This window comes from uncultured Maricaulis sp., assembly GCF_963976135.1.
In the GTDB taxonomy this organism is placed as follows: Bacteria; Pseudomonadota; Alphaproteobacteria; order Caulobacterales; family Maricaulaceae; genus Maricaulis.
This window is the reverse complement of record NZ_CAXBKN010000006.1, coordinates 1-26,637: the sequence shown is the minus strand read 5'-3', so window position 1 is coordinate 26,637 and position 26,637 is coordinate 1. Positions and strand designations below refer to the sequence as shown.

Below are 26,637 nucleotides of genomic sequence, written 5' to 3'. Positions count from 1 at the left end.
AGATGAGCACAATCAAGAGATTACCCGAAACCAGCACGATGGATCAGGAGCTGGATGGCGGCTGGTTGACGCTCTGGTTCAACACGCCGGAAAGCCGCAATGCCCTCTCCTCCGAGCTTTCCACGGAGCTGATGACCCTCCTCGATGCGGTGCGGCCGCGGCGCGATATTCGCGGCGTAACCCTGCGTGGGCGCAATGGAATTTTCTGTTCCGGCGGCGATCTCAAAAGCTTCCGGACCGACCTGCAGGGCAAGGGTGACCGCGAGGCTGTGATTGAGGCCAGCTGTCAGGCCGGGGCCTTGTTCGATGCCGTCAACACCCTGCCGCAAACCGTGGTGGTGATTGTCGAAGGTGCTGCAATGGCAGGTGGTTTCGGCCTGGTCTGTTGCGCGGACCTGGTGATCGTGACGGCCGATGCACGCTTCGCCCTGACGGAAACCACGCTGGGAATTCCGCCGGCACAGATCGCCCGTTTCGTGGTGCAGCGGCTGGGTCTTTCGACGGCGCGACGCTTGATGCTGACGGCAGCGCGTTTCAAGGGGGCGGAAGCCCAAACGCTTGGTCTGGCAGACTTTCTGGCACCGGAGGCCAGCCAAATCGCGCCGCTGGAAACCGCGATCCGCGAGCAGGTATTGCGCTGTGCACCGCAGGCCAATGCCGTCACCAAGGCGCTGGTTCTCGCCACTCAGAACACACCGCCTGAGGCGATGGTCCAGCTGGCGGCCGAGGGGTTCGCCGACTGCATGCTCGGCGCTGAGGCGCGCGAGGGAATTGCGGCTTTTATCGAAAAACGCAAGCCTGTCTGGGCCGGGGAGTAGATGATGGCCGCCACTCCTTTCCGCTCCATCCTGATCGCCAATCGTGGTGAGATCGCCTGCCGTATCATTGCCACTGCCCGGCGGCTGGGCTACCGCACGATTGCTGTCCACTCGCCGGTAGACAGCCATTCGCCACATGTCCGCCTCGCCGATGATGCCGTCCTGCTCGGACCGGATGCGCCGGCGCAATCCTATCTGTCGATCGAACGCCTGATCGAGGCTGCCGGTTCAAGCGGTGCAGAGGCTATCCATCCCGGTTATGGTTTCCTCTCCGAAAATGCCGATTTCGCCCGGGCCTGCCTGAATGCCGGCCTGGTCTTCATCGGACCCTCACCGGAAGCGATCGCGGTGATGGGCGACAAGGCGGTCGCCAAGCGGCGCATGGTCGCGGCAGGCGTGCCCTGCCTGCCCGGCTATCAGGACAGCGACCAGTCGGACGAGGCTTTTTTGAACGCATCGCGGTCCATCGGTTATCCGATCATGATCAAGGCCGCCGCTGGCGGCGGCGGACGCGGGATGCGGCGGGTCGAAAGCGAGGCCGAGCTGATCGCGGCCCTGCCGCTGGCGCGCTCGGAATCGCAGCAGGCCTTCGGGGCCTCGGACCTGATCCTGGAACGGGCGCTCGACCGGCCGCGCCATGTCGAGATCCAGATTTTCTGCGACACCCAGGGCCATGCGATCCATCTCGGGGAGCGCGATTGTTCGGTACAGAGACGGCATCAGAAAGTGCTCGAGGAATCGCCCTGCCCGGCGATGACAGATGCCCTGCGCGCCGAGATGGGGGCCGCGGCGGTACTCGCGGCGCAATCGGTCGATTATGTTGGTGCCGGCACGGTGGAATACATGCTGGAGGCGGATGGCCGCTTCCATTTCCTGGAGATGAATACCCGGCTCCAGGTCGAGCATCCGGTGACGGAAATGGTGACCGGGCTGGATCTGGTCGAGCTGCAATTGCGCGTCGCCCGTGGCGCGCCGCTTGGCCTCACCCAGGAGGATATCCGGCTCACCGGTCACGCGATCGAGGCGCGGCTCTATTCCGAGGACCCGGCGCAGGGTTTTCTGCCCTGTTCCGGCGATATCGAGCGCTGGATCGAACCGGCCGGCGAGGGCATTCGCGTCGATGCCGGGATTGAATCGGGCAGCGAGATCTCACCGCATTATGATCCGATGATCGCCAAGATCATCGCCTGGGGCCCCAGCCGCGCGATTGCCTGCCAGCGGCTAGAGGGGGCACTGCAGGCGACGGGCATTGCCGGCCTGCAGACCAATCGCGATTTCCTGCTCGCGGCCGTGCGTGAGCCGGCCTTTCAGGCTGGCGAGGCGACAACCGCCTTCATCGGCGAGATGCTGCCCGGCGGCGAGTTCAGGCCGGCGGCCCTGCCCGGCAGCGTCCTGGCGGCCGCCTGCGTATTGCAGCTGCGCCAGGCCGCCAGCACCGCCCTTCAGACCGCGACCGGACTTCCGGCCGCCCTGCTGGGCTGGCACAGCGCCGGCCGTCTGGCCTCCAGCTTCGCCTATCGGGTCGAGGGCATGGATCAGCCCGTGACGGCATCAGCCGTCTCGCTCGGACGCGACGCCTACCGGGTCCAGCTCGCCGGTGATTTCCACCTCGTCGAGATCATCTCCGAAAGCCCGGGACACGCCCGCCTGGTGATTGACGGCAAGCGCCAGCAGGCCCGTTTCGAACATCTCGACCGGGCGCGGCTATTCCTGATGATCGGCGATCACGCCGTCACACTGGGCAATCAGATTGGCGCCGCCCAGGCGCGTGATGAGACGGCGGCCTCCGGGCGGGTGGCCGCGCCGATGCACGGCCTTCTGGTCGAGATCTGCATTGCGCCCGGCGACAGGGTCAAGAAAGGCGACCGCCTCGCCATTCTCGAAGCCATGAAAATGCAACACGAAATCCGCGCCGATCTCGATGGCCAAATCCTCGAGATCGGACAGGGGAGTGGCAGCCAGGTCAAATCCGGCCAGCTCCTCTTCATCATCGAAGCCCACACGACAAAACAGGACGACGCACCATGAAATCTCCGATCTGCACCATGCTGGGTATCGAATTTCCGCTGCTCGGTTTCAGCCATTGCCGCGATGTCGTCGCGGCTGTCACCAATGCCGGCGGGATGGGTATTTTCGGCGCAGTCAATCTGCCGCCGGACCGGCTCGAGGAAGAGCTCGCCTGGATCGACGCCCATGTTGACGGCAAGCCCTATGGCGTTGATCTGATCGTTCCCAACCGCTTCGAGGGCAAGGGCACGGCGATCGATCCGGAACGCCTGCTCGGCGCGGTCCCGGACACCCACAAGGATTTCGCCTCCGAAGTGCTCGGCCGCTATGGCATTGATGCCAGCTCGATTGAGTCCGGGCGGAGCGAATTCCTGCAATTCGCCGAGAATCTGACCGAAGAGGGCGCCATGGCCTCGCTGAAGGTCGCCTTCAAACACCCGATCAAGCTGATCGCCAATGCGCTCGGCATTCCGCCCGACTACATGCTGAGCATGGCCAGGGAGCATGGCGTCGCTGTAGCGGCCCTGGTTGGCACCAAGGAGCACGCGATCAAACAGGTTGAGGCCGGGGTCGATATCCTGGTGGTCGCCGGCGGTGAGGCCGGCGGGCATTGCGGCGAGGTCTCGACCATGGTGCTGGTGCCGGAAGTGCATGAGGCGATCCAGCCCTATGGCAATGTGCCGATCCTGGCCGCGGGCGGCATCACCACCGGGCGCCAGATGGCGGCCGCGATGGCGATGGGCGCGTCGGGCGCCTGGTGCGGCTCGGTCTGGCTGACGACGGCGGAGGCCGAGACCAGCCCGGTGGTGAAGGAAAAAATGCTCGCGGCCGCCTCGCGCGATACGGTCCGCTCGAAATCGCGCACCGGCAAGCCCTCCCGCCAATTGCGCTCGCCCTGGACCGAGGCCTGGGACCAGGAGGGCCCCGCGCCCCTGCCGATGCCGCTGCAGGCCCTGGTCAGCGAACCGGCCCTGCAGAAGATCCGCGACCTCTCCGGCGGCGGTCATGAAGGCGCGATGGCGCTCGACACCTATTGGGTCGGGCAGGGCGTCGGCTTGATGAACCAGGCGATGTCGACCGGTGCCGTGGTGCAATGCTTCAAGGAGGACTTTGCCGCCGCCTATGAGCGCCTGTCGAACTTCCTCGAAATGGAGGGCTGAGCATGCATGCCATCGCCAATGATTTCCGGGCCGAGAACCTCGCGCTCAAGACCCTGCTCGATCCGCTCACGGATGCCCGGTTCGACGAGCCCACCCTGTTCAAGGCCTGGACGATCAACGACATATTGCGCCATCTGCATTTCTGGAACCGCGCCGCCTATCTGCAGGTCCATGACGAGGCGGAGCTGGAACGCCTGCTCGGTCGGGTCTTCAGCCTCACAGACCCCGGCGGGATGCGCACGCTGGAGCGCGAAATGTTTGGCGGGTTGAGCGGCCAGGCCCTGCTTGATGAATGGTCCGGCTTTGCCGAACAACTCGCCGCGAGCTTTGCCGAAATCGATCCGAAGACGCGCCTGAAGTGGGCCGGACCGGCGATGAGTGCGCGCTCCAGCCTGACCGCGCGTCAGATGGAGACCTGGGCCCATGGCCAGGCGGCCTTCGATGCGCTTGGCGTCACCCGGATCAATACCGACCGCATCCGCAATATCGTGCAGCTCGGCGTCAATACCTTTGCCTGGACCTTCCGGGTCAACAGCCTGCCCCTGCCCGAAGCCCGGCCCTACCTGTCGCTGACCGCGCCCTCGGGTGAGGCCTGGAGTTGGGGCGATCCGGATCCGCAGAATATGATCGAGGGCACGGCCGAGGCTTTTTGCCAGGTCGTCACCCAGGTCCGCAATGTCGCCGATGTCGATCTGAAGACGGCCGGCGAGACCGCGGCGGTCTGGATGGCGAAGGCGCAATGCTTTGCCGGCCCGCCCGAGACGCCACCAGCGCCCGGCCAGCGCCGCCCGGCGGGCTGAGGGGCGTGCGCGCCGTGCCTGTATGGGCTCCGCCCCTGACCCTGAGAGCGGGGGGGCGTTGATTGACATTCGCCGGGTAGGTTTTAATAAGAAAGTGACCAATCTCGCCTGGAGGCCTGAATATGACGCCCGAACCCGTCTACATTCTCGGCGGCGCGCAAAGCGATTTTGCCCGCAACTGGACGCGCGACAATAAGGGCCTGTTCGAGCTGATCTCGGAAACCACGCAGGCCGGGCTTGAGGCTGCGGATGTGGCCGCGCGTGATGTCGATGTCATTCATATCGGCAATTTCGCCGGCGAGCTGTTCTGCGGCCAGGGCCTGATCGGCGGCATGATGGCGCATGTTGACCCGGACTTTGAGGGCAAGCCGACCAGCCGCCACGAGGCAGCCTGCGCCTCCGGGTCGATGGCGATCATGGCAGCGATGGCGGATATCGAGGCCGGTCGTTACGGACTGGCCGCGGTGGTTGGGGTCGAGATGATGCGCAATGTTCCAGGCCAGCGCGCCGCCGAGATTCTCGGCGCCGCCGCCTGGGCTGATCGCGAAGCGCTGGGCGCGCGCTATCTCTGGCCGGCCATGTTCTCTGATCTCGCCGAGGAATATGACCAGCGCTACGGGCTCGACCGGCGGCATCTGGCAGAAATCTCCCGCATCAATTTCGACAATGCCAAGCGCAATCCCTCCGCCCAGTCGCGCGCCTGGAGCTTCACCGCGGCCAGTTTTGAAGCCGATGACGACGCCAATCCCGTGGTTGAAGGCTGGATGCGTCGCAGCGATTGCGGCCAGGTGACGGACGGCGCTGCGGCGATCTTCCTGGCCTCTGGAGCCGTTGCACGCGAATACGCTGCCAGGCGCGGGCTCGATCTGGCGGATATCCCGCGCTTCAAGGGCTGGGGCCACACAACAGCGCCGCTGATGATGGAGACCAAGCTGGCGAAAAGCCGTGAGAGTGGCGGCTATATGTTCCCCTGGGTCCGCAAGGCGATCACTGATGCCTGCAGCCGGGCGGGTATCGCCGAGACCAGCCAGCTGGACGCCATCGAAACCCATGACTGTTTCTCGATCACGGAATATATGGCGATCGAGCATTTCGGTCTGACGGCGCCGGGCGAGGCCTGGAAAGCCATCGAGGCCGGCGTGATTGCGCCGGGCGGCGCGCTGCCATTCAATCCGTCCGGCGGGCTGATCGGGCTTGGACATCCCGTTGGTGCAACCGGCGTGCGGATGGCGCTCGATGCCTGGCGTCAGACCTCGGGCCGCAGCGGCAACACCCAGGTCGAGGGTGCCCGCACTGTGGCCACCTATAATGTCGGCGGCTCGACCACGGCGAGCGCCTGTTTCGTGATCGGGGTCTGATCCGATGGCCGAAATCTGCCTCTTCGACGCTGTGCGGACACCGCGCGGCAAGGGCAGGCCGGGCGGTGCCCTCTCCAGCCTGACACCGCATGAGCTGGTCGGCCAGCTGGTGACGGCATTGCGGTCGCGCTCGGGCGAGGCCGCACTGGACCAGGTCATCTCCCTGACGCTGGGCTGTGTCGGTCAGATCGGTGCCCAGGGCGGACAATTGGCGCTGGTCAGCAAGCTGCACGCAAATTTGCCGACAGGCATGACCAGCCGGACGCTCAATAATTATTGCGTCTCCGGCCTGACAGCGACGCGCCTGGCGGCCCTGGAAGCGGCGGCAAGCGGCGATGACCGGCTGCGTCTGGCCGGCGGCGTCGAGATGATGTCAATCGTGCCGTTTCTCGCCGACCACGCACATTATTACGACGATCCGGACACGGCTCGCGCCCTGCGCTATGTGCCGGTCCCGCTCTCGGCGGATCTGATGGCGACGATGGAGGGGATAACGCGCGAGGCACTCGATGCCATCACCGTTCGCTCGCACCAGCGCGCCGCCCGCGCCTGGGCCAGGGGGAGACTGGATGAAGTCATTCCGGTGCACGGGCCCGATGGCGCCGTCCTGCTGGCGCAGGATGAATCGGTGAGGCCCGACACGTCGATGGCATCACTGGCCCGCCTCGCCCCTGCCTTCGGGCCGATGGGCGCGCAGGGCTATGATGATGTGATGCTGGCCGCCCGGCCCGAACTGACGGCGATTGAGCACATCCACACCATCGCCCATTGCCCGCCCATCGCCGATGGTGCCGCCCTTGTCCTGCTCGGCAGCGCCCGTGCCGGAGCGGAGGCCGGGCTCAGGCCGCGCGCCATTATCCGAGCGGCGACGGAAGCCAGTGCCGACCCGGTGCTCCAGCTCACGGCCGGTTTTGCCGCGATGGAAGCGGCGCTGGAGGAGACCGGGCTGAGCCTTGAGGATATCGACCGGATCGAATTCATGGAGGCCTTCGCCGCCACACCGGTCAAGTTCGAGCGCGACTACGCCGTGGACCCCGCCAGGGTCAATCCGGAGGGCGGTCATCTCGCCATGGGCCACCCGATGGGCGCGAGCGGGGCGATCCTGCTGACGACGCTACTGGCCGGTCTCGAACGCGATGGCGGCCGGCTGGGCCTGGCCGTGCTGCATGGCGGTTCCGGTGTCGGCGCTGCGATCATCATCGAACGCGTCTGAAACCGGGAGGGTCTTGAAGCAAACGCTTCGGCTCGCTAATGCGGCAGAGGCTGCGCCGGGGATGAAGCCTCTTCCTGCGGCGCGCGATCCGGCCGTGTCTCGACGACTTCGAACTCGACGCTTTCCGGACGCACTGCCTGCCGGCAGGAGGAACAGGCGACAACCGCCTCCAGCTCAGCGCCGCAAGGTATGTGGGTCAGCAAGAGGGGCGGGCCCTCCGGCGATACGTAATAGGTATCCCCCCATTGCAGCAGCATGAGCAGGATCGAATAATAGTCGATGCCCTTGGCGGTCAGGCGATATTCGAACCGGGCCGGACGTTCACTGTATTGATCCATGGTCAGCACACCGATTGCGCACAGCCAGCTGAGGCGTTCCGACAGGATATTGGTGGCGATCGAGGTGTCCTCGCAAATTTCGTCAAACTTGCGCAGCCCGGTGAAAATCGAGCGCAATACCAGGCTGGCCCAGCGATCGCCGGTGATCTGGGCGACATGGTCGAGCAGGGTGGATTCGGCAGGTCGATCAGGCGCCATGTCACGATAGCGCCGGCGGCGGCTATAGGTCGCCGCCATCAGGCCGACGCCGGGGCCCTCGGTCCAGGCAACATCACGCGCCGTCACTTCCTGCTGGCAGGCCGAACAGATCGGGATCGGGTCGAACACCGCGCCGCAGGTCCTGTGACGCAAGGTGATCTCGATCTTCCCCTCGGGCGGGGCCCATTTGCGTTCCCAGCGCAACATCATCAGTGAGGTCCAGTAGAGATCGCGCCCCTTCCTGGTGAGTTGATACTCGAAGCGTCGCGGGGCCCGGGAATAGAGTTGTTTTTCGAAGATATCGGCGGCGATCAGGCGTTTGAGGCGGTCGCTGAGTAGCGGTTTGAGCAGGCCGGTCCGGCTGCGCAAGTCCTCGAAACGGCGGGCGCCGAGCCAGCTGGCCTCAAGAATGAGCAGGGTCGAGGTGTCGCCGATAACCTCGAGGGTCCGCCATATCGAGCAGGTGCGAATAAACTTCCTGGCCATCGGCGCCTCATCGAACGCGCCGGTCGCTGCCGGACGCAAGAGCGGGGAAATGGATGATGCTCCCCGATTTTGACTACAGGCGCGACGATACCACACAAGCCTAGGCCTGCAGCCTGACCCATCAGTCTGCGGCACCTGTGCCGCACGGCCCGCCGCGTTATCGAGCGGATCCTGGTTCCGCCGTGACGATGCCCTCGCATTGCATACAGGACATGAAGCGAATTGCATAACCAGACCTACAGTGTAAATATGCCGGACCGGATGGCCGGGCGGGGTGATGACCACCCATGCCTGATGCGGCATGATCACGGGAATGGCCCGGGCCACGATCGACATGATCGGCGGCAGGCCGACCGGCTGGAGACGCGACATGATGGATGTACTGACACTGCTGGCGAGTAATTTCATCCTGTTGATCGGCATGATGCTGGTGCTCTGGGCGATCAGCATCCCGCTGAAGGATGTCAGCTTCATCGATTCCTTCTGGGCCTTCGGCTTTATTCTGGTTGCCGGATTGAGCTTTGTCATGACACCGGACGGGGCCTCCGGCCGGCGTCTGCTCCTGCTGGGCCTGACCGCGATCTGGGGGCTGCGTCTGGGCGGATATCTGTTCTGGCGCTGGCGCAAGGAAGGCCCCGACAAGCGCTATGCCGCCATGTTCAAGCACGTCAAACCGGAACTGAAAAACTGGCACAGCTTCAAATTCGTCTTCATGCTGCAGGCGGTCCTGCTATGGGTCGTCTCCCTGCCGGTGCAGCTGGGACAGGTCTCGGCGGCGCCCGCAGCGCTTGGACCGCTGGCCTTTGCCGGTGCCGCCCTCGCCGTGATCGGGATATTCTTCGAAAGCGTCGGCGACTGGCAGATGGCGAAATTCAAGGCCGAGCCGGAGAGCGCCGGCAAGGTGATGGATCGCGGCCTGTGGCGCTATACGCGGCATCCGAATTATTTCGGCGATGCCTGCGTCTGGTGGGGGCTCTTCCTGATCGCTGCCGAAACGCAGATCGGCTGGGCCGCCATTATTGGCCCGATCCTGCTCACCGCCCTGCTGGTGAAATGGAGCGGCGCCGCCCTGCTCGAGCGCGGACTGAAGCGGTCGCGCCCCGATTATGACGCCTATATCGCCCGCACCAGCGGCTTTATTCCGATGCCCCCGAAATCCGGAGACCCGTCCTGATGAGCGCCATCAAGATCAACACTATTCCCCACACGCCGCCCGATCCGCGCCATCCCTATATGTCGGGCGCCTGGACGCCGAATTTCGACGAGTATGATGCCGACAAGATGGAGGTGATCGGCGAGATCCCGAGCGATATTGACGGTGTCTATGTGCGCAATACCGAGAATCCGGTGCATGGCTCGATCGGGCTCTACCATCCGTTTGACGGCGACGGGATGATCCATGCGATCTCCTTCCGCGACGGCCAGGCCGCCTATCATAACCGTCTGGTCCGCACCAAGGCCTTCGCCGCCGAGGCCGAGGCCGGCAAGGCGCTCTGGGCCGGCATCGCCGAAAACCCGCGCCTCTCCACCCGCCCGGGCTGGGGTGCGCATGGCTCGGTCAAGGACAGTTCCTCGACCGATGTCGTGGTCCATGCCGGCAAGATATTGTCGACCTTCTACCAATGCGGTGAGGGCTATCGGCTCGATCCGTACACGCTGGAGCAATTCGGCACGGAAAGCTGGGTCCCGCTGGACGGTATCTCGGCCCATCCCAAGGTCGATGAGGCGACCGGGGAATTGCTGTTCTTCAACTATTCCACCCACGCGCCCTACATGCATTACGGCGTCGTCGGGCCGGACAACAAGCTCAAGCACTATATCCCGATCCCGTTGCCGGGGCCGCGCCTGCCGCACGATATGGCCTATACCAGGAAATATTCGATCTTCGCCGACCTGCCGCTGTTCTGGGATCCCGAGGCGCTGGCCAAGGGACGCCATGCGACCCGTTTCCACCGCGATATGCCGACCCGCTTCGCGATCGTGCCGCGCTATGGCTCACCCGACCAGATCAAATGGTTCGAGGCCGATCCGACCTATGTCCTGCACTGGATGAATGCCTGGGAAGAGGGTGATGAAGTCGTCCTCGACGGCTATTTCCAGGAACAGCCCGTCCCCGGTGCGCTGGAGGTCAATCACCCGGATCCGCGGATGGGGCATTTGATGGCCTTTGTCGACGAGAACTCCTTCAAGCCGAAACTGCATCGCTGGCGCTTCAACATGAAGACCGGGACCTGCACGGAAGGCCATCTCGACGACCGCATCCTGGAGTTCGGCACCTTCAACCAGGAACGCGCCGGCACGAAGACCCGCTATGCCTATTCGACCACGACCGAGCCGGGCTGGTTCCTGTTCAATGGTGCGGTCAAGCATGATCACGAGACCGGCCAGTCGCAGAGCCTCTCATTCGGCGAAGGCCGCTATGGCAGCGAATCCCCGTTCGCGCCGCGCATCGGGGCGGTGGAGGAGGATGACGGCTATCTCGTCTCCTTCATCACCGACATGGTCGAGGACCGGTCGGAATGCGTGCTGATCGATTGCCAGAATTTCGAGGCCGGTCCGGTCTGCCGCATCATCCTGCCGCACCGGATATCCAGCGGCACTCACGCGGCCTGGGCCGACGGGCCGCGCCTGCGCGCCGCACAGGCCGGCTGACAGCGCCTTTGCCCGGCGCAGACCTTCGCCCTGACGGGAGTCTCCCGCCAGGGCGTTTGATCCGAACCGTCGGCAATCAGACTAGCTGGACGCCTTGATGGCGGCGTCCAGGGCGTCGAGGCCTTCATCGAGCGTGTCGAAGCCGATCGTCAGCGGGGTGAGGAAGCGGATGACATTGCCGCGCACGCCGCAGGACAGGAGCAGCAGCCCGCGCTCACGGGCTTCGGCGACGATGCGGGCGGTGCGGCCCGGATCGGGGCGGGCGGCATCGCCATCCTCGACCAGTTCAATCGCCGTCATGGCCCCGAGCGTTCGGATATCGCCAATCCCTGTGTCCGACTGACGGATGGCTTCACAGCGGCGCACAATACGCTCGCCGATCTCGATGGCGCGTTCGCACAGGCCTTCCTCGGCGATGACATCAAGCACCGCCAGACCGGCGGCACAGCCCAGCGGCGAGCCGCCATAGGTGCCGCCCAGACCACCGGGTGCCGGCGCATCCATGATCTCGGCCTTGCCGATGACGCCGGAGATCGGGAAACCGCCAGCCATCGCCTTGGCGATCGTCATCAGGTCGGGCTCGATATCCGCATATTCGGTCGCGAACATGCGGCCTGTGCGGGCAAAACCGGTCTGGATCTCGTCGACGATCAGCAGCATGCCGTGCTCGTCACAGATCGCGCGCAGGGCCTGCATGAAGGCCGGGGAAGCGGCATAGAAACCGCCCTCGCCCTGGACCGGCTCGATGATGATGGCGGCGACACGGGCCGGATCGACATCGGCCTTGAAGAGCTGGTGCAGCGCCTTGAGCGAGTCCGCTTCTTCAATGCCGATATAGGGTGCCGGGAATGGAGCGTGAAAGACTTCCCCGGGGAAAGGTCCGAAGCCGAGCTTGTAGGGCGCGACCTTGCCGGTCAGCGCCATGCCCATCATGGTGCGGCCGTGAAAACCGCCGGCAAAGGCGATGACAGCCGGACGGCCGGTGGCGGCGCGGGCAATCTTGACGGCATTCTCCACCGCTTCAGCGCCGGTGCTCAGAAAGATCGTCTTCTTCGGCGTCGGTCCCGGGGCCAGCTTGTTGAGGCGTTCGGCCAGCCGGACATAGCTCTCATAGGGCGTGACCTGGAAGCAGACATGGGAGAAATTGTCGAGCTGCGCCGCGACAGCGGCTTTCACCCTGGGGTGATTATGGCCGGTATTGGTCACCGCGATCCCGGCGGCGAAATCGATATAGCGATTGTCCTCGATATCCCAGATCTCGGCATTGAGCGCGCGTTTGGCAAACACCGGATGCATGACGCCGACACCGCGCGGTGTGGCGGCCTGACGTTCGGCCCAGAGTGTAGAATTTGTCATCGTCTCATCTCCTCCGGCGCTCAGGCCGACAGGCCTCCCATCAACATGTATTTGGTGTCGAGATAATCCTCGAGGCCCTGGCGCGAACCTTCGCGGCCAAAACCCGATTGCTTGACGCCGCCAAACGGCGCCGCGGCCGAGGACATGATGCCCTCATTAATGCCGACCATGCCGTATTCCAGCGCCTCGCCGACGCGCCAGGCGCGGCCGAGATCGCGGGTGAAGAGATAGGCGGCGAGACCGTAAATCGTGTCATTGGCCAGGGCGATTACCTCGGCCTCGGTCGTAAAACCGATCAGCGGCGCCACCGGTCCGAAGATTTCCTCCTGGGCGACGGCCATATCCGGTGTCACGCCCTCGATCACGGTCGGCTGGTAGAAGAGCTCACCGGCCGCGTGCTTGGCGCCGCCGGTCAAAACCCTGGCGCCTGCCGAGCGCGCCTGGGCCACCAGGCGTTCGGTCTTGGCCAGGCCGGCCTCATTGATCAACGGCCCGACCTCGCAACCCGTCATTTCGCCATCGCCGACTTTCAGCGCCGCGACGCGCTCCGCCAGGCGTCTGGCGAATTCCGGCATGATGCCCGACTGGATAAACATGCGGTTGGCGCAGACGCAGGTCTGGCCGGCATTGCGGAATTTCGAGGCCATGGCGCCCTCGATCGCCGCATCGAGATCGGCATCGTCGAACACGATGAAGGGCGCATTGCCGCCGAGCTCCATCGAGGCCTTTTTCACCGTGGCGGCGGACTGCTGCAACAGGAGACGGCCAACCGCCGTCGAGCCCGTGAAGGTGATCTTGCGCACATCGGCATTGGAGGTCAGCTCACCGCCGACTTCAGCGGCGCGCGCCGAGGTGACGATGTTGAACACGCCGGCCGGCACGCCGGCCTCAATCCCGAGCTGCGCCGCCATCAGCGCCGAGAGCGGAGTCTCGGCCGCCGGTTTGGCGACCATGGTGCAGCCGGCGGCGAGTGCTGCGGCGGCCTTGCGCATCAGCATGGCATTGGGAAAATTCCACGGCGTGATCGCGGCGCAAACACCGACCGGCTGCTTCGTCACCAGGATGCGGTTATTGGCCGAGGCAGACGGAATGATCTCGCCATAAATGCGCTTCGCCTCTTCGGCAAACCATTCCAGATAGGCGGCGCCATAGAGGATTTCGCCGCGCGCTTCGGTCAGCGGTTTGCCATTTTCGCGCGTCAGGATCAGGGCCAGCTCGTCGGCGCGCTCGACCATCAGATCACGCCAGCGCCGCAGGATCGCGCCGCGCTGTCCGGCCGGCAGCGCCGCCCAGCCAGTTTGGGCCGCCCTGGCCGCGGCGATGGCGGCGCGCGTCTCGGTGACGCCGCAATCAGCGACCGAAGCGATGACTGCGCCGGTTGCCGGATTGGTGACGTCGAAACGACGCCCATCCTGCGCATCGCACCAATGGCCGCCGATAAAGGCCTGGGTCGGACAAGCCGGTAGTGTGGCCAACATGGCATTCCCTCTCGACATGGTAAGGCGTCAAATGAAATCTGGTGCCAGTTTACGGCTTCGCGTCACCAGCCATAGGGCCAGTTTTGATCGACTGATCGCGCCAGTTCAGGGCGCGGCGGCGGCCCGCTTGCGGTCAAGCATTAGCGCCGGCAGGAGCATGACCAGCCCGCTCACAGCCAGCCCGATCAGCGCCAGATTGATCAGTCCGGGAAAGCCGCCATCGGTCGAGAGCGCCCAGCCGGCCACCATCGGACCGGAGGCCAGTCCCATCTTGGAAATGAAGCCGCCAAAGGCCGCCGCCTGACCCGCCTTGTCGAACTCGGCGGTCATGCCCAGCAGGTAGGCGATGACAAAGCCCCAGGTGATGCCGGTGCCGCAATTGGCGACCATATAGGCGATGGGATTGCCGCTATAGTGGAAGATGGCGGTGCCCACGAGGGTCAGTGCCATCGCGGCGGCCAAAAGGCGAAACCGCCCAAATCGCAGGCCGCACACCATAACCAGGAAAGGTCCGGCCAGGGCGACCCAGGTCGCCAGACCCAGCGCCAGCGAGACATAGCCGCGCTCAAGCCCGTAATCGAGGCCCAGCCGGATGATATAGGCCAGCAGGCCCATATTGGCGGCCTGGAAAAGAAAGATCGCCAGCAGGGTCAAAAGGAGCGGCGTCCATTGCACCTTGCCGTCCGCCTTGGGATCCTTGATCCGGGCCGGATAGGCGGAGAGGAAGGGGAGCATGGCCAGGGTGGCCGCGCTGAACAGGGCCAGGGCAATAAACAGTGCCTGGGTGCCGTAGAGCGGCGCCAGTGGCGGCAAGACCATCACGGCGAGACCGCCCAGACCGAATTGCACGAAGAGCAACATGCCGAATGTGCGGTCGGGATTGGCGGTGCGGGCGATGACGGCAAAACCGGTCCCGGTGAGCACGCCGCCAAACACGCCATGGATCAGGCGTACCGGGAACATGACGTCATAGCTGGCAATACTGATCGAGGCGAGATCGATCGTGATCAGCACAATCAGACAGCCCAGCGCCAGCGCCTTCCAGGGCAGGCGTTTGACCAGGAATACCGAAAGTAGCGCACCGGCAGCGGCGCCATAGATATTGACAGAGCCGATCTGTCCGGCCTGGCCTTCGGTGAAGCCGAGCCCGCTGACCAGGCCATCGACAATGGCGGCCATGATATTGACGTAGAACAGGCCGGCCGTGGCGAGAAAGGCCAGCATGACGGCGGCGATCAGCCCGTCGGGCGGCGCCTTGGGCAGGCCGCGCGGCGCGGTGACGGCTTCATTGGCTTCACTCATGGCACGGCCTCGCAATAGGGTTGGATGGCAAAGGATTGGGCGGCAGCCCGGCGCCAGGAAAATTCGCGGCCGTCACTGGCATAGAGATAGACATGGCCATTGGGGATCAGGGTGACGGAAATGCCGCCATAGCCGGACATGGTCGGGATCCAGACATCATGGTCACAGCCGAGATAATTGCCGGCATTATAGGCCCAGAATCCGGCCCGATAGCGCAGATTGTCCTCGATCGCCGGCAGGCCGCGATCATCGGGGTTTTGTTGCAGGGCGGCTGCGAGCAGGCTTTGGTCGAGCCAGGCCTCGCCATCAATTACGCCGCCGGCCTGCAGGAAGAGCGCCATCCGGGCCATGTCATCCGCCGTCAGGGTCAACCCCCAGCCGGTGAAGGCCTGGGCCTCGGCATCGCGGGTGCGCCGGGTCTGCATTGCCAGCGGCGAGAGGTGTAGCGCCTGCCAGATCGGAACCAGCAGCGTATCGTAGAAATCGGCATCAGCCTGGCCGCTCTGCTGGCGCAGATAGGCCTGCATCGCCGTGCCGAGCAGATAGGTGTCGGTGGTGTGATAGACCCAGGTGCTGCCGGGCTCGGCCTGGCGGGGGTGCATGGCACAGGCGCGTTCGACTTTTTCGGCATGGGTTTCGACCGTCAGGAAATCCCAGGTCGGGGCCGAAGCCTCGTCGAGATCATAGACGTCCGAGGTGAAATTTCCCGTCGCCATGTCGAGCGCCTGTTCGAAGCTGACATCACCCCAGCGCTCGGCCGTGCATTGCGGCACATAATCGGCGATCCGCGCCTGGCGTGCCCCCGGATAGAGCTGTTCCAGCCGCATCAGCCCGACCCCGCCGACCACGGACTTTGCCACGGAATAGGAAGGCAAGGGCGTCACATCGCAATACGGATCCGGTCCCTGCCGTGTCGGGCAATCGCCCGCATAAAGACGGCCGCCGGCGACCAGGGCAAAAGCCGTCATGTTTTCCGGCGTCACTTCAAGCGGCGAGCCGATTTCGGCAAGGTCGATCTGGGGATAGACCCGGGCAAGATCGCCGAGCGGCGAACGCGGCAGGCGGGCGGCGCTTTCGCTGCGCCAGGCCTCCCGCACAGCCCCGGCGCCCGCGATCGCGCCCGGTTCGAAACTGACCGGCAGCCGGGCGAGCAGGTCGAATTGCAGATAGGCGCAGGTCTGGGCACCGATCTGGACCACCGCTTGCGACACCTCGCCCGTGTCGCGGTAAAGGAAGCTCATCAGCCCGTTCTGAACGCAATTGGCATTGCGCTCCTGCAGCGCCACCGGCAGGGCGGCGCGCATCCAGCCCTCGCCATCGCCGCCATCCCAGATCTGGCCCGGCTGGAAAATCCATTCCCACTCCGGGTGATCGCCTTGCTGCGGTCCGCGCTGAACCGGGATCAGCGCCGAACCCTCACTGACGAGGTCAAGGGCGAAGCCGGGCAATTCATCGAGCCGCCCGGCGGCCTGGGCCGCGTCGAATTCGTCGAGCAGCAGGGTGAAATGATCGGCGCGCCGCGCCGCGGCCAGCACCAGCCGTCCATCGAGCCGCACCGGTTGTGGCAGGGCCGTGTCCGGGGCCGCAAAGGCGGCGGTCGCATAGGGCCCGTCGAGCGGTGCCGCCGCGAGCAGGGTCTGTGCCGTCAGCGCCGGTGTCAGCGCGGCGGGCGGGGTTTGTCCGGTGACGCGAATATTATCCACCCAGCAAGTATCATTGGCCGCATTGCCCGCGGCTCGCAGGCGCACCAGTATGGCGCGCGACATGTCGGAGGCCGGTCTGTCGCCTGCCACCGAAGTCAGGGTGACGGCATCGTCCTGGCCATCGGCTATGCGGCCGATCTCGCTCCAGACCTGACCATCGAAACTGGTCTCCAGCTGGCAGGAATCCTCGCCCTCCAGACCCTCGGCAGCGAAGTCGGCCGAGACCCGTATTGCCAGGCCTGCCGGGATTTGCACCGCCGCCGCGACCCAGGCGTTTCGCTTCAGCCGCAACGAAAGATTTCCCCCATATTCGGTGATCCGGATATCGCCCCGGCCGGCATCGCCGCGCCAGCCATCGGCATTCCCGTCCTGGAAGTCCTCGAACATCAGGCTCTGGGCCAGCGCCGGCGCGCCCAGCCCGGCCAGCAGGCCCAGCGTCAGAATGGCGTTACGCATCATGGAGCTACTCCGAGCATGGCGGCGAGCGGTTCGAGTTCACGCTGATAACGGCGCCAGCGGCCCACCGCGCTGGTATAGAGTGGCTGGCGTACCTGGGCCGCACTGGCTGTGGCGGTCGGGCTGGCATTCTTGTGGAAGTCGAGACAGGCCGGATCCCACTCGACACCGACATGTCTCAGCAGGCGCCGCGTCTGCGCCTCCTGGCCGGTGATGATGTCCTCATAATTCACATCAAGGATCCGCCCCGGCAGGACGCGGCGCCAGTGATCCATCAGCCCGTCCTTGGCGCGCATGTATTGGGCCAGGTCGGCGAAGTCATAGGAGAAGGGATAACCCATCCGGAACAGCGCCTTGTACATGCCCAGGGCATTGTCCATCGGATCGCGATTCAGGTGGATGATGCGCGCGTTCGGCAGGGCGGCGGCGATCAGGCCGATATAGAGAAAATTGGCCGGCGTCTTGTCGATGAAGAAGGGTGGCCCGGAACGGCGCTGCTCAACGCGTGAGCGATAGTCAGCGGCGAGCTGGCGCATGTCCAGTGCGGCAGAATTCGCCACCATATCCGATTTGCTGCGGCTGCCCCGGGTCAGGCCGGTGAGCGCGAGCGGCCAGTCATTGAGCTCGCCGAGGCTCTCGATCTGGGGGTGTGCGCTGAGAATCCGGTCAACCAATGTCGTCCCGCTGCGCGGCAAGCCGACAACGAAAACCGGGCCTTGCGCCTCGTCCCGTGGCCGCGCTGCGGCGAAGAATTCGGCATCGAAGACTTCGGCAATTCGCGCCATCGTCGCGACATCACCCTCGACCCGGTAGGCCATCATCGCCCGCCGGGCCTCGGCGCCACGCTTCAGCGCCGCAAAACTCTCTTCATATTGACCGAGATTTTCCAGTTCCAGAGCCAGGGCGTAATTCAATTGAACTTCACCCAGCCGGGTGCGTTTGGGTGCCTTGAGCATGCGCCGGATCTCGGCGACATGATTATTCTCAGCAGTCTGTTTTCGCAGCGTCGCGCGGTTATAATACGCGTCGTAGTCATGCGGCGTCCGGGCAATCAAACGGGTGAATTCACGCTCGGATTCCTCAAGCTTGCCGGTCGAAATCAGGCTGGATGCGAAATTATACCGGATCGCCGGCTGTTCCGGATCCAGTGTGGCCGCCTGCCGGGCGCAGCGCTCCGCAGCCGCGAAGGCACCGCATTGGGTATAGGCCTCACTCAAACGGCTCAGCCAGGCGGCATCCCCGCATGCTTCCGTCTCCATCGCCGCCAGGCGATCGAGGGCGTCCCGGATCGCGCCGAGATGCACCAGGGCCTCGACATCAAGCAGTCGCACCAATGGCGAACCCGGGGCCAGGTCAAGCGCCTGGGCAAGACGGGCACGCATGGCGGCATAGTCACCGCTCATCTGCTCCAGCCGGGCTGCAGCGATCCATCCATCGGCATATCCCGGCTCGTCGCGCAACAGGGCTGTGAGCAGCGACCGGGCCGGCCCGAGCTGACGGGCACGCAGGGCCCGATCGATTTCGGCCATTCGGGTCTTGGGAGCGGGATTGGCGATCAGACTGTCCATGAAAAGAGCGAAAGGGTGGCCGTCTCGGTCGGCCACCCCCTCATCCTAGCCGATCAGAAATTATAGCGCAGCGTCGCGCCAATGGTTCTCGGCAGTGAGATCATCTGTTTGTTACCATTACCGAAATAACCTTCCGTCGGGCTTGTGCCCATATAGGCTTCGGTAAACACCCCGGTGACGCCTTCCTCATTGGTGATGTTTTTCACCCAGAGGGACAGATCGACCGCATCACGCGAGAAGGTCGTGGTCAGGTTCCAGATCGAGAACCCGTCGATCGGGACATTGAAGCTTGGCGATGTCGTGACCGCATTGGTGGTCTCCGACTGATAATAGCCATCGAGCCGGGTGAAGGAGGACCAGTTCGCCAGCTGGGTCGTGTAATCGAGCGACCAGTTGAGCTGATGCTCCGGCGTGCCGGGCAGCATGGCGCCTTCGAGCGCGATCGGGGTCGCCGGTGCCGGACGGTCGGGCGCATAGAAATCTGCTCCGAGCTCGGCATTGATATAGGCGTAACCCAGCGAGTAGTGCCAATCATCGCCGATGAAGCCGTCGATCGAGGCCTCAAGGCCCATCGAACTGGCCTCGGCCCCGTTCTGCACCGCGAAGAAGCCCCACCAGGTCGAGGCGGTGTTGAATTGAGGATCGGTCCAGTCGACGTAGAAAACACTGACATCATAGCGGAAATCACCGCGATCGCCCTTGAAGCCGATTTCGTAATTGACGACGGAATCGGAGGTATAGAACTGCCAGCGCGGATCTTCGGCATAGACGCCGGACAGCGGCACCGCATTGGATCCACCACGGCGATAGCCCTCGGAAATCGTGCCGTAGAGCATGTCTTCATCGGTGAAGCGCCAGGCCATGTTGAACTTGAACAACACGTCGTCTTCAGAGGAGGACAGGGTCGCATTCACATCCGGATAGAGACCTGTCCAGAGCGGCAGCGCCATGAAGGTATCATTCTCGGAATCATTGTCGAAATAGCGTGCGCCCAGGGTCAGGTCGAGCGTTTCGCTGGCGTGCCAGGTCAGCTCACCGAACAGGGCTGTTTCGGTGAAGTCCTCGGTCCGGCGGTAGTCCCAATCCTGATCACCGCTCACGGCACCGGCCGCGAATGGCAGAAAGGCGTCCCACCACTGCTTGAAGCCGACGAGATAGCTTTGCTGGGTCGATTCGATCTGTTGCTGGCGATAGAAGCCGCCAACCACATAATCGAAATTGCCGCCATCATCGGTCACCAGGCGGATTTCCTGGACGACGGCTTCGTCCGCATAGGTCCGCACGGCCTGGGCCATCGGGCGCGGGAAGTTGTAATAGAATCCAAGCCACCCGGCCTGGGCATAGAAGCCGGTGTTTTCGCTGATGCTGTCACCATTGTGATCATAGTGGGACGTCGATGAGGTCAGGGTCGCAAAGCCCAGATCCATCTCCATCTCCAGCGAGCTCATATTGATGTCGCGTGAAGACGGCTCCAGCTGGATCGAGCCGTTCTCGTAATCGCCATAGGCATTGCCATAACCGTCCACGCCGACCGTCTGCTGCCGGCGGCCGCCAACTTCATCGGACTGACGCGCATGAACCAGGCGCAGGGAGAAGGTGTCGGTGGGTTCCCAAAGGAAGGTTGCCCGGCCCATCCAGGTTTCGACGGTGTCGGCATCCTCGACCGAACGATAGGATGCGGCCGGATCGAGAATGCCATTTGGCGCAACCGGCACGCCATTGCCGTCCAGCTGATAGACATTCACATAATCGGTGATGCCGGGATAATCGCCGAAACTGCCTACCAGGCGCAGAGCGGCGCGGTCGCCGATTGGCAGGTTGAGCACCCCGTCCAGGCCATAGCCCCAGTCCTCGGAACCTTCGACATTCGAGGTCGTGCCGCTGATATAGCCATTCACTTCGCCGAAATCGGGGTCGCGTGTGATGTAGCGGATCGTGCCACCCAGCGAGCCGGAACCATACAGCGTGCCCTGAGGCCCGCGCAGCACTTCGACCCGGTCAAGATCGCGCAGGGTGAAGCCGGCAAAGACCGGCGTGTCATTGATATAGGTCGAAACCGATGCAACCGAGGAGACGGCGTAATCGCCCAGCCCGTTGCCGTCGACAGCCAGACCACGGATGCGCGCCGCATTCAGCGTACCGGAATTGCGGGCGCCCCGGTCAACCACCGCGATACCCGGGATGGAGCGCAATAATTCGGCCTCATCAAGAATATTGCCGCGCTCGATATCGGCGCCGCCGACAGCGGAAATATTGTAGGGAACGTCGGAGACGCTCTCTTCACGCCGCGTCGCGGTAACGGTGATCGTCTCGCGGCGGCTATCCGCCTGCGTATCCTGGGCAAAGGCCGGAGCAAAGCCGCCAGAGGCCAGTGCTGTACCGCCGAGGAGCACGGCCATCATGGTCGCGCGTGAAATTCTGCGTTTGGAATTTGTCATAATATCACCCTGTTGCGCCCGCTGGTGCGGAGCCCTGTCATGATCCGGTCCAGGCCGGTCCCCTTCACTCGATAATCGAGAGCCGCGGCTTCGATGCCCGGCTCTCCCCCTCGTCTGCTGGCGCCGAGCCCCCATCCTGCCGTTTCGGCATGGAGAGCGGACCCAGACTTTTCATCCCCGACTGGCGCGATACCGGGTCTGCATGAAATGGGTAGCGGACCGGCGCGTCGCGGAAACTCTTCAACACCTGGCCCAACCCGTTCCAGCCACGGTCCCGGCAACGCCGGACATGGTCCAGGTCCAGTTCGAAGGCCATGATCTCACGGCCGACACCGGCTTCATGCAGCAATTCACCGCCCGGCCCATACATGACCGATCGGCCATTGCCCTGTTGCCCGGCAACATTGATATCGAGGAAATAGCACTGATTGATCGCGGCATTGGCGCGCGCGATGGCAAGCTCGACATCGCGATCGACCGTATTGGTCATGGTCGGAAGGATGATCACCTCGGCGCCCTTGGCACACAGGGTGCGGATCGCCTCCGGGAACCACATGTCATAACAGATCGCAATCCCGATCGTACCGATCCCCGGGATCTCAAAGACCGGGTAGTCCATCCCGGGAGCGACGTCCTTTTCATAGGGAAGGAAAGGAAACAGCTTGTCGAAACGCCCGACAATCTCGCCCTGCGGATTGATCACCGGCGTGGTGTTGAACACCTGGTCGCCGCGGCGCTCATAGATCGAACCGGGAATGATCCAGAGCCCGGTTTCAATGGCCAGCGCCTGCAAGCGTTGCTCGGTTTCACCACCGGCGGGCTCTGCCTTCGACATGCTGGCACCATGAATCACCAGCTCGCCGGTCGCCACCATGATGACCCAGGGGAAGCGCTTGGCGACCGAACGGATCTCCTGCTCGAGCCGGTCAAGATTGCCCTCGGCTGCGGCGTCCAGCTGAATGGTGGCGATTGAAAGTACCGGCATGACATCATTCCTGTGCGCTGCTGCGAACCGGAATGCGCAAGGGCATGGGACACGGTTCATCTGCGTTCCAGCGACCTTAACAGGGGGGAAAGCCCGGCTTAGAGCCAGTTTTGGACGATTTATGGTACCAGTTTCTCCGCCCATTCCGGTGCGGACCGGCCCCGTTCAGGGATTGGCGGCGCGGGACGGGCTGCTCAGGACAGCGCTGTCGACGACACGTCCCTCATCGTCCAGCCATGACAGGCGATCGCCGGAAATGCGGATGTGGAAACCGAGCGCTTCGCCAAAAGCCCAGCTGCGCCATTGGCGATACCACTTGCCATCCTTGATCCACCAGCGGCCGGTATCCTGATCTTCACCGCCATATCCGGCCCGGCCGGACATGCTGCCGTCCTCCGAGAGCTCGATGGTGCATGGCTCACCATAGACGGTATTGTAGAGCAGGGTCGCCGAGCCAAGACGGGTCCGCAACTCCGTCGCTGACAGCAGATCCGTGCCCGCTTCCGGAGCCTGGGTCCGATCCGTCCGGTCGAGCTCGCGCATCACCTCGGACAGCGCCTTGATCCCGGCCCGGATCTCGCTGGCGGGCAACCCGGTCACGCCGAGGCGGAACATATTCCTGGGCCCGTCCGGCAGGGCGAACCAGGCCTCGGCCGGCTCGATCAGAATGCCCCGCGCCTCTGCAGCGCGAACCAGAATTCGCGCATCCAGGTTTTCCGGTCCGCGGACCCAGCAGGTCGTGCCTCCCTCCACCGGCGCAATGGCGATTGAGGACGGGCGGTAATGGTTGAGCGCGTCTCGCAGCGCGATCAGGCGCTCCTCGCTGACGCCACGCAGACGGCGCAGCATCGCATCATAATGGCCGAGCGAGAGGAAGAAGGCCGCCGCGCGCTGGTTATTGGGCGAGGGCCGCCGCGTCGTCAGGTCGCGCAAGCGCCGCGCCTCGTTGATCACGGCCGCAGGCGCGACCATGAAGCCGAGCCGCACGCCGGGCGCCAGAACCTTGGACAGGCTGGCGACATAGATGACGCGGCCATGCTCATCCAGGCTGCGCAGGGCCGGCAGGGCATCGCCGAGATAATTCATTTCACACTCGAAATCGTCTTCGAGAATGAGGAAATCCTGCGCCTCCGCCTCGGCAAGAAGCGCCTCGCGGCGCTGCATCGACATCGTCACACCCGTCGGGCGTTGCCGGCTGGGCGAAACATAGACGATATCATTGCCGCGCAGCCGGTCATCAATGACCAGACCCTCATCATCAACGGGTTGATGATGCAAACGGGCACCATACATGCCGAACAATTCGCGAAGGTCGGGCAAGCCCGGCTCTTCAAGGGCAATGCGGGCATCTGAATTGGCGAATAATTGCGCGACCAGGAAGAAGGCCTGCTGCTCGCCGACCGTGATCAGCAATTCATCGGGCCGGGCGCGAATGCCACGCCTGGGAAGCAATTTGGTCCGGATTTCCTCGATCAGCGCCGGGTCATCAACCTCACCATTATCAATCGACCAGTCCTCGACTTCGTTGACGGCCAGCGCAAGGCGGCTCGACTCGCGCCATTCCGCGATCGGGAACAAGGTCTTGTCATAGCGCCCCTCGATGAAGGGGAAACGGTATTTCTGCCAGTCCGGCGGACATTTATAGCCAAGCGTGGGTGGCCTGACCCCGCGCAGGAAGCGGGTTGCCTCGGCGCCATCATCGACGCCTTCCCGGCCGGCAATGAGCGAGATTTTCCGGCCCGGCGCGTTGGCTTCCGCAACATAAATGCCCGAGCGTTGCCGCGCCTCCAAATGCCCCTCAGCGATCAATTGCTGATAGGCCAGGAAGACCGTATTGCGCGACACGCCCAGCACGACGGCCAGTTTGCGCGAGGACGGCAATTTGCGCCCGGCGGGGAAAATATCGGCCGCAATCGCCTCCATCACCCGCCGCCGGATCTGTTCCTGCAGGGACAGGCTCAATCCCGGGTCGACCCGGAAAAGCGGTGCGTAGGAATTTGCCGTGCTTGTCATGGCCTGCCACGAATTGCGAGCCGATAGCTAAGCCCAGACGGGATCGCGGGCAAAGCCCGCAACACTGCCCACCCTGCCTGGCTGCCGCTAGCGGCTATAGGTAATGGCAAACCAGAGCTTGGTACGATCGGCGATAGCGCTGTCTCCACCCTCATAAAAGGCCGCCTTGAGTTCGAGTCCGACATGTTCGCTCAATTGCGAGCTTAACACGGCATCGATTTCCGAACCGAGATCGAGACTGCCATTCTCTGTCTCGAAATCATGATAGACGATGGTCGCCCGCATCGCCGAGCCCAGCGGCGGGTTGGGGAAGGCAAAACCGGCCCGGCCATAAATGTCGCGAATGCCATTGGCCGGTGTCGCCAGGAAGACGTCCGCCCAGCCCTGATAGCCGTGCAGGGTGGCCAGCGGCGTGCCGAAGCCCCGCACCCCATCGCCTTCAAGCGATTCAATCCCGATCGCACCGCTCAGCCCGTTCTGGCTCAAACTGGCCTCGGCCCGGAACATGCTCAGATCGAAGCTCGCCGGCGCGTTGCCGTAATCGCTCTGCACCGCATATTCGAGCCTGTAGCCGAAGGTGGGCTGGCCGTCGCGCGTGATCGAGCCGCTCCAGTTGACGCCATAGGTCGCACTTGAGAGCGCCGCCGCATCCTGCACGTCGGCGAGAAGGGCAAAGGCGGTCACGATTCCCGCCGGCACAGTCATCGCGGCGCTCAGCGCATGCGCGTCGAGATCGAGCTCACCGGCCGGATGATCATCGCCGAATATGCGGTGAACGCGATCCAGATAGGCATAGGTCAGGCTGAGATTCTCGATCGCCGCCGTGGAGGCAAGGAAGGCGTCGAAGGTCTGCTCATTTTGCCGGAAGCCGACATTACCGACATAGCGGGCATCCCCAAGAATAATCCGCTGCCGCCCCAGCGTCAGGCTGGTATCCTCGAAGCCGGTATAGGCCAGTTGCAGCCGGTTAAGCTCGGTCGCTTCCGGATCTGCGACGACCGGATAGCCGGGCAGACCGTTGATAGTGTCGTTGAAGTCATCAACGAGGTGGAGGACATTCTCGCCTTCGATCAGCAGGGTGAAACCCGACATATTGCCGGTCTGATAGCCCAGCCTCGTACGCAGGGTGATTGCCGTCGCGTCTTCGGCCAGGCCAGCCTGGTCGACCAGCTCGGTCCGGAGCCGGGCGTTGACGAGGAATTGCCCCTCGGCATGGGCAGGTGCAACCGCGCACACTCCCACGATCAGGCCAGCCGCCCCTGACAGGGCAGCGCGGCCAAGTTTGCTCATGCTCATCTCGTTTTCCTCTTTCGCGGGCTCGTCAGGAGCCCGTTTGACCGGTCTGGGTCACTGCACGAGCGGCGACGTCGCTCCGTGCAATTCAACACCGGAAATTTTCGCCTCACCGACCACCAGTGAGACAAATTGAGCCACCGCCCGCCGCCAGCTGGCATCGCGCAGAAACTCCTCGACCAGGGGCCGAGCGAGTTCGAATTCGGGCACCTGGCCACGCACCAGCTGATCGAGCCGGATGATGTGGAAACCATAGGGCGTCTCGATCGCCTCGCGCGTCATTTCGCCCTGGCGCAGCTTCATCATGGCCGCCTCGAAAGCCGGCGTTGTCTGACCGCGGCTCACCTGCCCCAGCCGGCCACCATCGGTCGATGAGGAACAGTCGGAGCGATCACGGGCGATGCGTTCGAAATCATCAGGCCGTTTTTGCAGGTGCTCGACCAGCGTCTGTGCTTCCTGGCGGGCGCGTTCATAGCTGTCAGGATCGTCCTTGCTGGCCTGAAGCAGGATATGGACCGGCTCGTAGAGATCCGGCGCGCGCAGCTTGTCGGCATTATTGGTGAAATAGCGCCGGCAGGACTCCTCGTCCGGATCCGGTGTCGTCACCTCGCGATCAACGAAAGCCTGGATCAAGGCGTCTTCCTCAACCTCCTTGACCGCATCGGCATCGGGGGCTGCAGGCACTTCGATCCCGCGGGCGCGGGCCGCCTGCAGCAAGGCCTCGCGAATGACGAGCGCTTCTGCCGCAGCCTGCCAGGCCGCTTCAGGCCGGCGTGCCGGGTGATGCTGGGTCTCGGCGGCAATCGCCTTGGCCGGGATGGTGACACCATTGACCGAGACTTCCGGCGTCGGTGGCTTGGGTGTGATGATGGAATGTCCGGTCATTTCTCAGCTCCGGGAACGGGCTTGCGGCGCACGACCTGATAGCCCTGGCGGAAGATGTAACGCAGCGGCGCGCTGAACATGTGCACCAGCCGGGTGAAGGGGAAGACGAGGAAGATCGTCAGCCCGAGCA

Annotated in this window: 20 protein-coding genes; 8 read left to right on the top strand and 12 right to left on the bottom strand. The window is 63.9% G+C overall.

Annotation, left to right across the window (positions count from 1 at the left end):
* Positions 1–2: 2 nt before the first annotated feature.
* From AAC023_RS01555 to AAC023_RS01530, 6 genes are all read left to right on the top strand, one after another.
* Positions 3–818, top strand: coding sequence for an enoyl-CoA hydratase-related protein (locus AAC023_RS01555; RefSeq protein ID WP_339737407.1), 816 nt, complete (start codon positions 3–5; stop codon positions 816–818).
* On the top strand, positions 819–2,846 hold the full coding sequence (locus tag AAC023_RS01550) for a biotin carboxylase N-terminal domain-containing protein (protein ID WP_339737405.1): 2,028 nt from the start codon (positions 819–821) through the stop codon (positions 2,844–2,846).
* Complete coding sequence (locus AAC023_RS01545) at positions 2,843–3,985, top strand: nitronate monooxygenase (RefSeq protein ID WP_339737403.1); 1,143 nt, start codon at positions 2,843–2,845, stop codon at positions 3,983–3,985. The genes AAC023_RS01550 and AAC023_RS01545 overlap by 4 nt, the downstream gene beginning before the upstream one ends.
* 2 nt (positions 3,986–3,987) lie before the next feature.
* Complete coding sequence (locus tag AAC023_RS01540; protein ID WP_339737401.1) at positions 3,988–4,785, top strand: TIGR03084 family metal-binding protein; 798 nt, start codon at positions 3,988–3,990, stop codon at positions 4,783–4,785.
* A gap of 122 nt (positions 4,786–4,907) precedes the next feature.
* Entirely contained in the window at positions 4,908–6,143 is a 1,236-nt protein-coding gene (locus tag AAC023_RS01535; protein WP_339737399.1) for an acetyl-CoA acetyltransferase, read from the top strand.
* A gap of 4 nt (positions 6,144–6,147) precedes the next feature.
* Positions 6,148–7,356, top strand: a complete 1,209-nt coding sequence (locus AAC023_RS01530; RefSeq protein ID WP_339737397.1) for an acetyl-CoA C-acyltransferase — start codon at positions 6,148–6,150, stop codon at positions 7,354–7,356.
* 35 nt (positions 7,357–7,391) lie between these two features.
* Here AAC023_RS01530 and AAC023_RS01525 read toward each other — a convergent pair whose 3' ends face one another.
* A complete protein-coding gene (locus AAC023_RS01525) occupies positions 7,392–8,378 on the bottom strand; it encodes a helix-turn-helix domain-containing protein (protein WP_339737395.1) in 987 nt (328 codons plus the stop codon).
* 301 nt (positions 8,379–8,679) lie between these two features.
* On the opposite strand from AAC023_RS01525, the gene AAC023_RS01520 reads away from it, so the two are divergent.
* Both AAC023_RS01520 and AAC023_RS01515 read left to right on the top strand, forming a co-directional pair.
* Positions 8,680–9,552 (top strand): DUF1295 domain-containing protein, encoded by an 873-nt coding sequence (locus AAC023_RS01520; protein ID WP_339737393.1) that lies wholly within the window; start codon positions 8,680–8,682, stop codon positions 9,550–9,552.
* Positions 9,552–11,030: a carotenoid oxygenase family protein gene (locus tag AAC023_RS01515; RefSeq protein WP_339737391.1), complete on the top strand. Its 1,479-nt coding sequence runs from the start codon at positions 9,552–9,554 to the stop codon at positions 11,028–11,030. The genes AAC023_RS01520 and AAC023_RS01515 overlap by 1 nt, the downstream gene beginning before the upstream one ends.
* A gap of 81 nt (positions 11,031–11,111) precedes the next feature.
* On the opposite strand, the gene gabT is transcribed toward AAC023_RS01515, so the two are convergent.
* The 11 genes from gabT to AAC023_RS01460 all read right to left on the bottom strand — a co-directional run bounded on the left by gabT (position 11,112) and on the right by AAC023_RS01460 (position 26,623).
* Positions 11,112–12,386 (bottom strand): 4-aminobutyrate--2-oxoglutarate transaminase, encoded by a 1,275-nt coding sequence (gabT, locus tag AAC023_RS01510; protein ID WP_339737389.1) that lies wholly within the window; start codon positions 12,384–12,386, stop codon positions 11,112–11,114.
* 20 nt (positions 12,387–12,406) lie between these two features.
* Positions 12,407–13,864 (bottom strand): NAD-dependent succinate-semialdehyde dehydrogenase, encoded by a 1,458-nt coding sequence (locus AAC023_RS01505; protein ID WP_339737387.1) that lies wholly within the window; start codon positions 13,862–13,864, stop codon positions 12,407–12,409.
* Positions 13,865–13,969: 105 nt separating this feature from the next.
* Entirely contained in the window at positions 13,970–15,166 is a 1,197-nt protein-coding gene (locus tag AAC023_RS01500) for an MFS transporter (protein WP_339737385.1), read from the bottom strand.
* On the bottom strand, positions 15,163–17,328 hold the full coding sequence (locus AAC023_RS01495; RefSeq protein WP_339737383.1) for a serine hydrolase domain-containing protein: 2,166 nt from the start codon (positions 17,326–17,328) through the stop codon (positions 15,163–15,165). The genes AAC023_RS01500 and AAC023_RS01495 overlap by 4 nt, the downstream gene beginning before the upstream one ends.
* The gene (locus AAC023_RS01490) at positions 17,325–18,893 is read right to left on the bottom strand and encodes a sulfotransferase (RefSeq protein WP_339737381.1); all 1,569 of its coding nucleotides are present in this window, start codon (positions 18,891–18,893) and stop codon (positions 17,325–17,327) included. Before AAC023_RS01490 ends, AAC023_RS01495 begins: the two co-directional genes overlap by 4 nt.
* A 53-nt stretch (positions 18,894–18,946) precedes the next feature.
* Positions 18,947–21,295, bottom strand: coding sequence for a TonB-dependent receptor (locus tag AAC023_RS01485; RefSeq protein WP_339737379.1), 2,349 nt, complete (start codon positions 21,293–21,295; stop codon positions 18,947–18,949).
* A 100-nt stretch (positions 21,296–21,395) separates the two neighbouring features.
* Positions 21,396–22,316 (bottom strand): carbon-nitrogen hydrolase family protein, encoded by a 921-nt coding sequence (locus AAC023_RS01480; RefSeq protein WP_339737377.1) that lies wholly within the window; start codon positions 22,314–22,316, stop codon positions 21,396–21,398.
* Positions 22,317–22,481: 165 nt separating this feature from the next.
* Positions 22,482–24,329: a PLP-dependent aminotransferase family protein gene (locus AAC023_RS01475; RefSeq protein ID WP_339737375.1), complete on the bottom strand. Its 1,848-nt coding sequence runs from the start codon at positions 24,327–24,329 to the stop codon at positions 22,482–22,484.
* Positions 24,330–24,416: 87 nt separating this feature from the next.
* Positions 24,417–25,625 (bottom strand): hypothetical protein, encoded by a 1,209-nt coding sequence (locus tag AAC023_RS01470; RefSeq protein WP_339737373.1) that lies wholly within the window; start codon positions 25,623–25,625, stop codon positions 24,417–24,419.
* 51 nt (positions 25,626–25,676) lie between these two features.
* A complete protein-coding gene (locus tag AAC023_RS01465; RefSeq protein WP_339737371.1) occupies positions 25,677–26,507 on the bottom strand; it encodes a peptidylprolyl isomerase in 831 nt (276 codons plus the stop codon).
* Complete coding sequence (locus AAC023_RS01460; protein WP_339737445.1) at positions 26,504–26,623, bottom strand: respiratory nitrate reductase subunit gamma; 120 nt, start codon at positions 26,621–26,623, stop codon at positions 26,504–26,506. The genes AAC023_RS01465 and AAC023_RS01460 overlap by 4 nt, the downstream gene beginning before the upstream one ends.
* Positions 26,624–26,637: the final 14 nt, after the last annotated feature.

Excerpts from the sequence above, each read along its gene's own strand:
- AAC023_RS01555 (WP_339737407.1), top strand. The coding sequence starts at position 3 with ATGAGCACAATCAAGAGATTACCCGAAACCAGCACGATGGATCAGGAG.
- AAC023_RS01550 (WP_339737405.1), top strand. The coding sequence starts at position 819 with ATGATGGCCGCCACTCCTTTCCGCTCCATCCTGATCGCCAATCGTGGT.
- AAC023_RS01545 (WP_339737403.1), top strand. The coding sequence starts at position 2,843 with ATGAAATCTCCGATCTGCACCATGCTGGGTATCGAATTTCCGCTGCTC.
- AAC023_RS01540 (WP_339737401.1), top strand. The coding sequence starts at position 3,988 with ATGCATGCCATCGCCAATGATTTCCGGGCCGAGAACCTCGCGCTCAAG.
- AAC023_RS01535 (WP_339737399.1), top strand. The coding sequence starts at position 4,908 with ATGACGCCCGAACCCGTCTACATTCTCGGCGGCGCGCAAAGCGATTTT.
- AAC023_RS01530 (WP_339737397.1), top strand. The coding sequence starts at position 6,148 with ATGGCCGAAATCTGCCTCTTCGACGCTGTGCGGACACCGCGCGGCAAG.
- AAC023_RS01525 (WP_339737395.1), bottom strand. The coding sequence starts at position 8,378 with ATGGCCAGGAAGTTTATTCGCACCTGCTCGATATGGCGGACCCTCGAG.
- AAC023_RS01520 (WP_339737393.1), top strand. The coding sequence starts at position 8,680 with ATGATCACGGGAATGGCCCGGGCCACGATCGACATGATCGGCGGCAGG.
- AAC023_RS01515 (WP_339737391.1), top strand. The coding sequence starts at position 9,552 with ATGAGCGCCATCAAGATCAACACTATTCCCCACACGCCGCCCGATCCG.
- gabT (WP_339737389.1), bottom strand. The coding sequence starts at position 12,386 with ATGACAAATTCTACACTCTGGGCCGAACGTCAGGCCGCCACACCGCGC.
- AAC023_RS01505 (WP_339737387.1), bottom strand. The coding sequence starts at position 13,864 with ATGTTGGCCACACTACCGGCTTGTCCGACCCAGGCCTTTATCGGCGGC.
- AAC023_RS01500 (WP_339737385.1), bottom strand. The coding sequence starts at position 15,166 with ATGAGTGAAGCCAATGAAGCCGTCACCGCGCCGCGCGGCCTGCCCAAG.
- AAC023_RS01495 (WP_339737383.1), bottom strand. The coding sequence starts at position 17,328 with ATGATGCGTAACGCCATTCTGACGCTGGGCCTGCTGGCCGGGCTGGGC.
- AAC023_RS01490 (WP_339737381.1), bottom strand. The coding sequence starts at position 18,893 with ATGGACAGTCTGATCGCCAATCCCGCTCCCAAGACCCGAATGGCCGAA.
- AAC023_RS01485 (WP_339737379.1), bottom strand. The coding sequence starts at position 21,295 with ATGATGGCCGTGCTCCTCGGCGGTACAGCACTGGCCTCTGGCGGCTTT.
- AAC023_RS01480 (WP_339737377.1), bottom strand. The coding sequence starts at position 22,316 with ATGCCGGTACTTTCAATCGCCACCATTCAGCTGGACGCCGCAGCCGAG.
- AAC023_RS01475 (WP_339737375.1), bottom strand. The coding sequence starts at position 24,329 with ATGACAAGCACGGCAAATTCCTACGCACCGCTTTTCCGGGTCGACCCG.
- AAC023_RS01470 (WP_339737373.1), bottom strand. The coding sequence starts at position 25,625 with ATGAGCATGAGCAAACTTGGCCGCGCTGCCCTGTCAGGGGCGGCTGGC.
- AAC023_RS01465 (WP_339737371.1), bottom strand. The coding sequence starts at position 26,507 with ATGACCGGACATTCCATCATCACACCCAAGCCACCGACGCCGGAAGTC.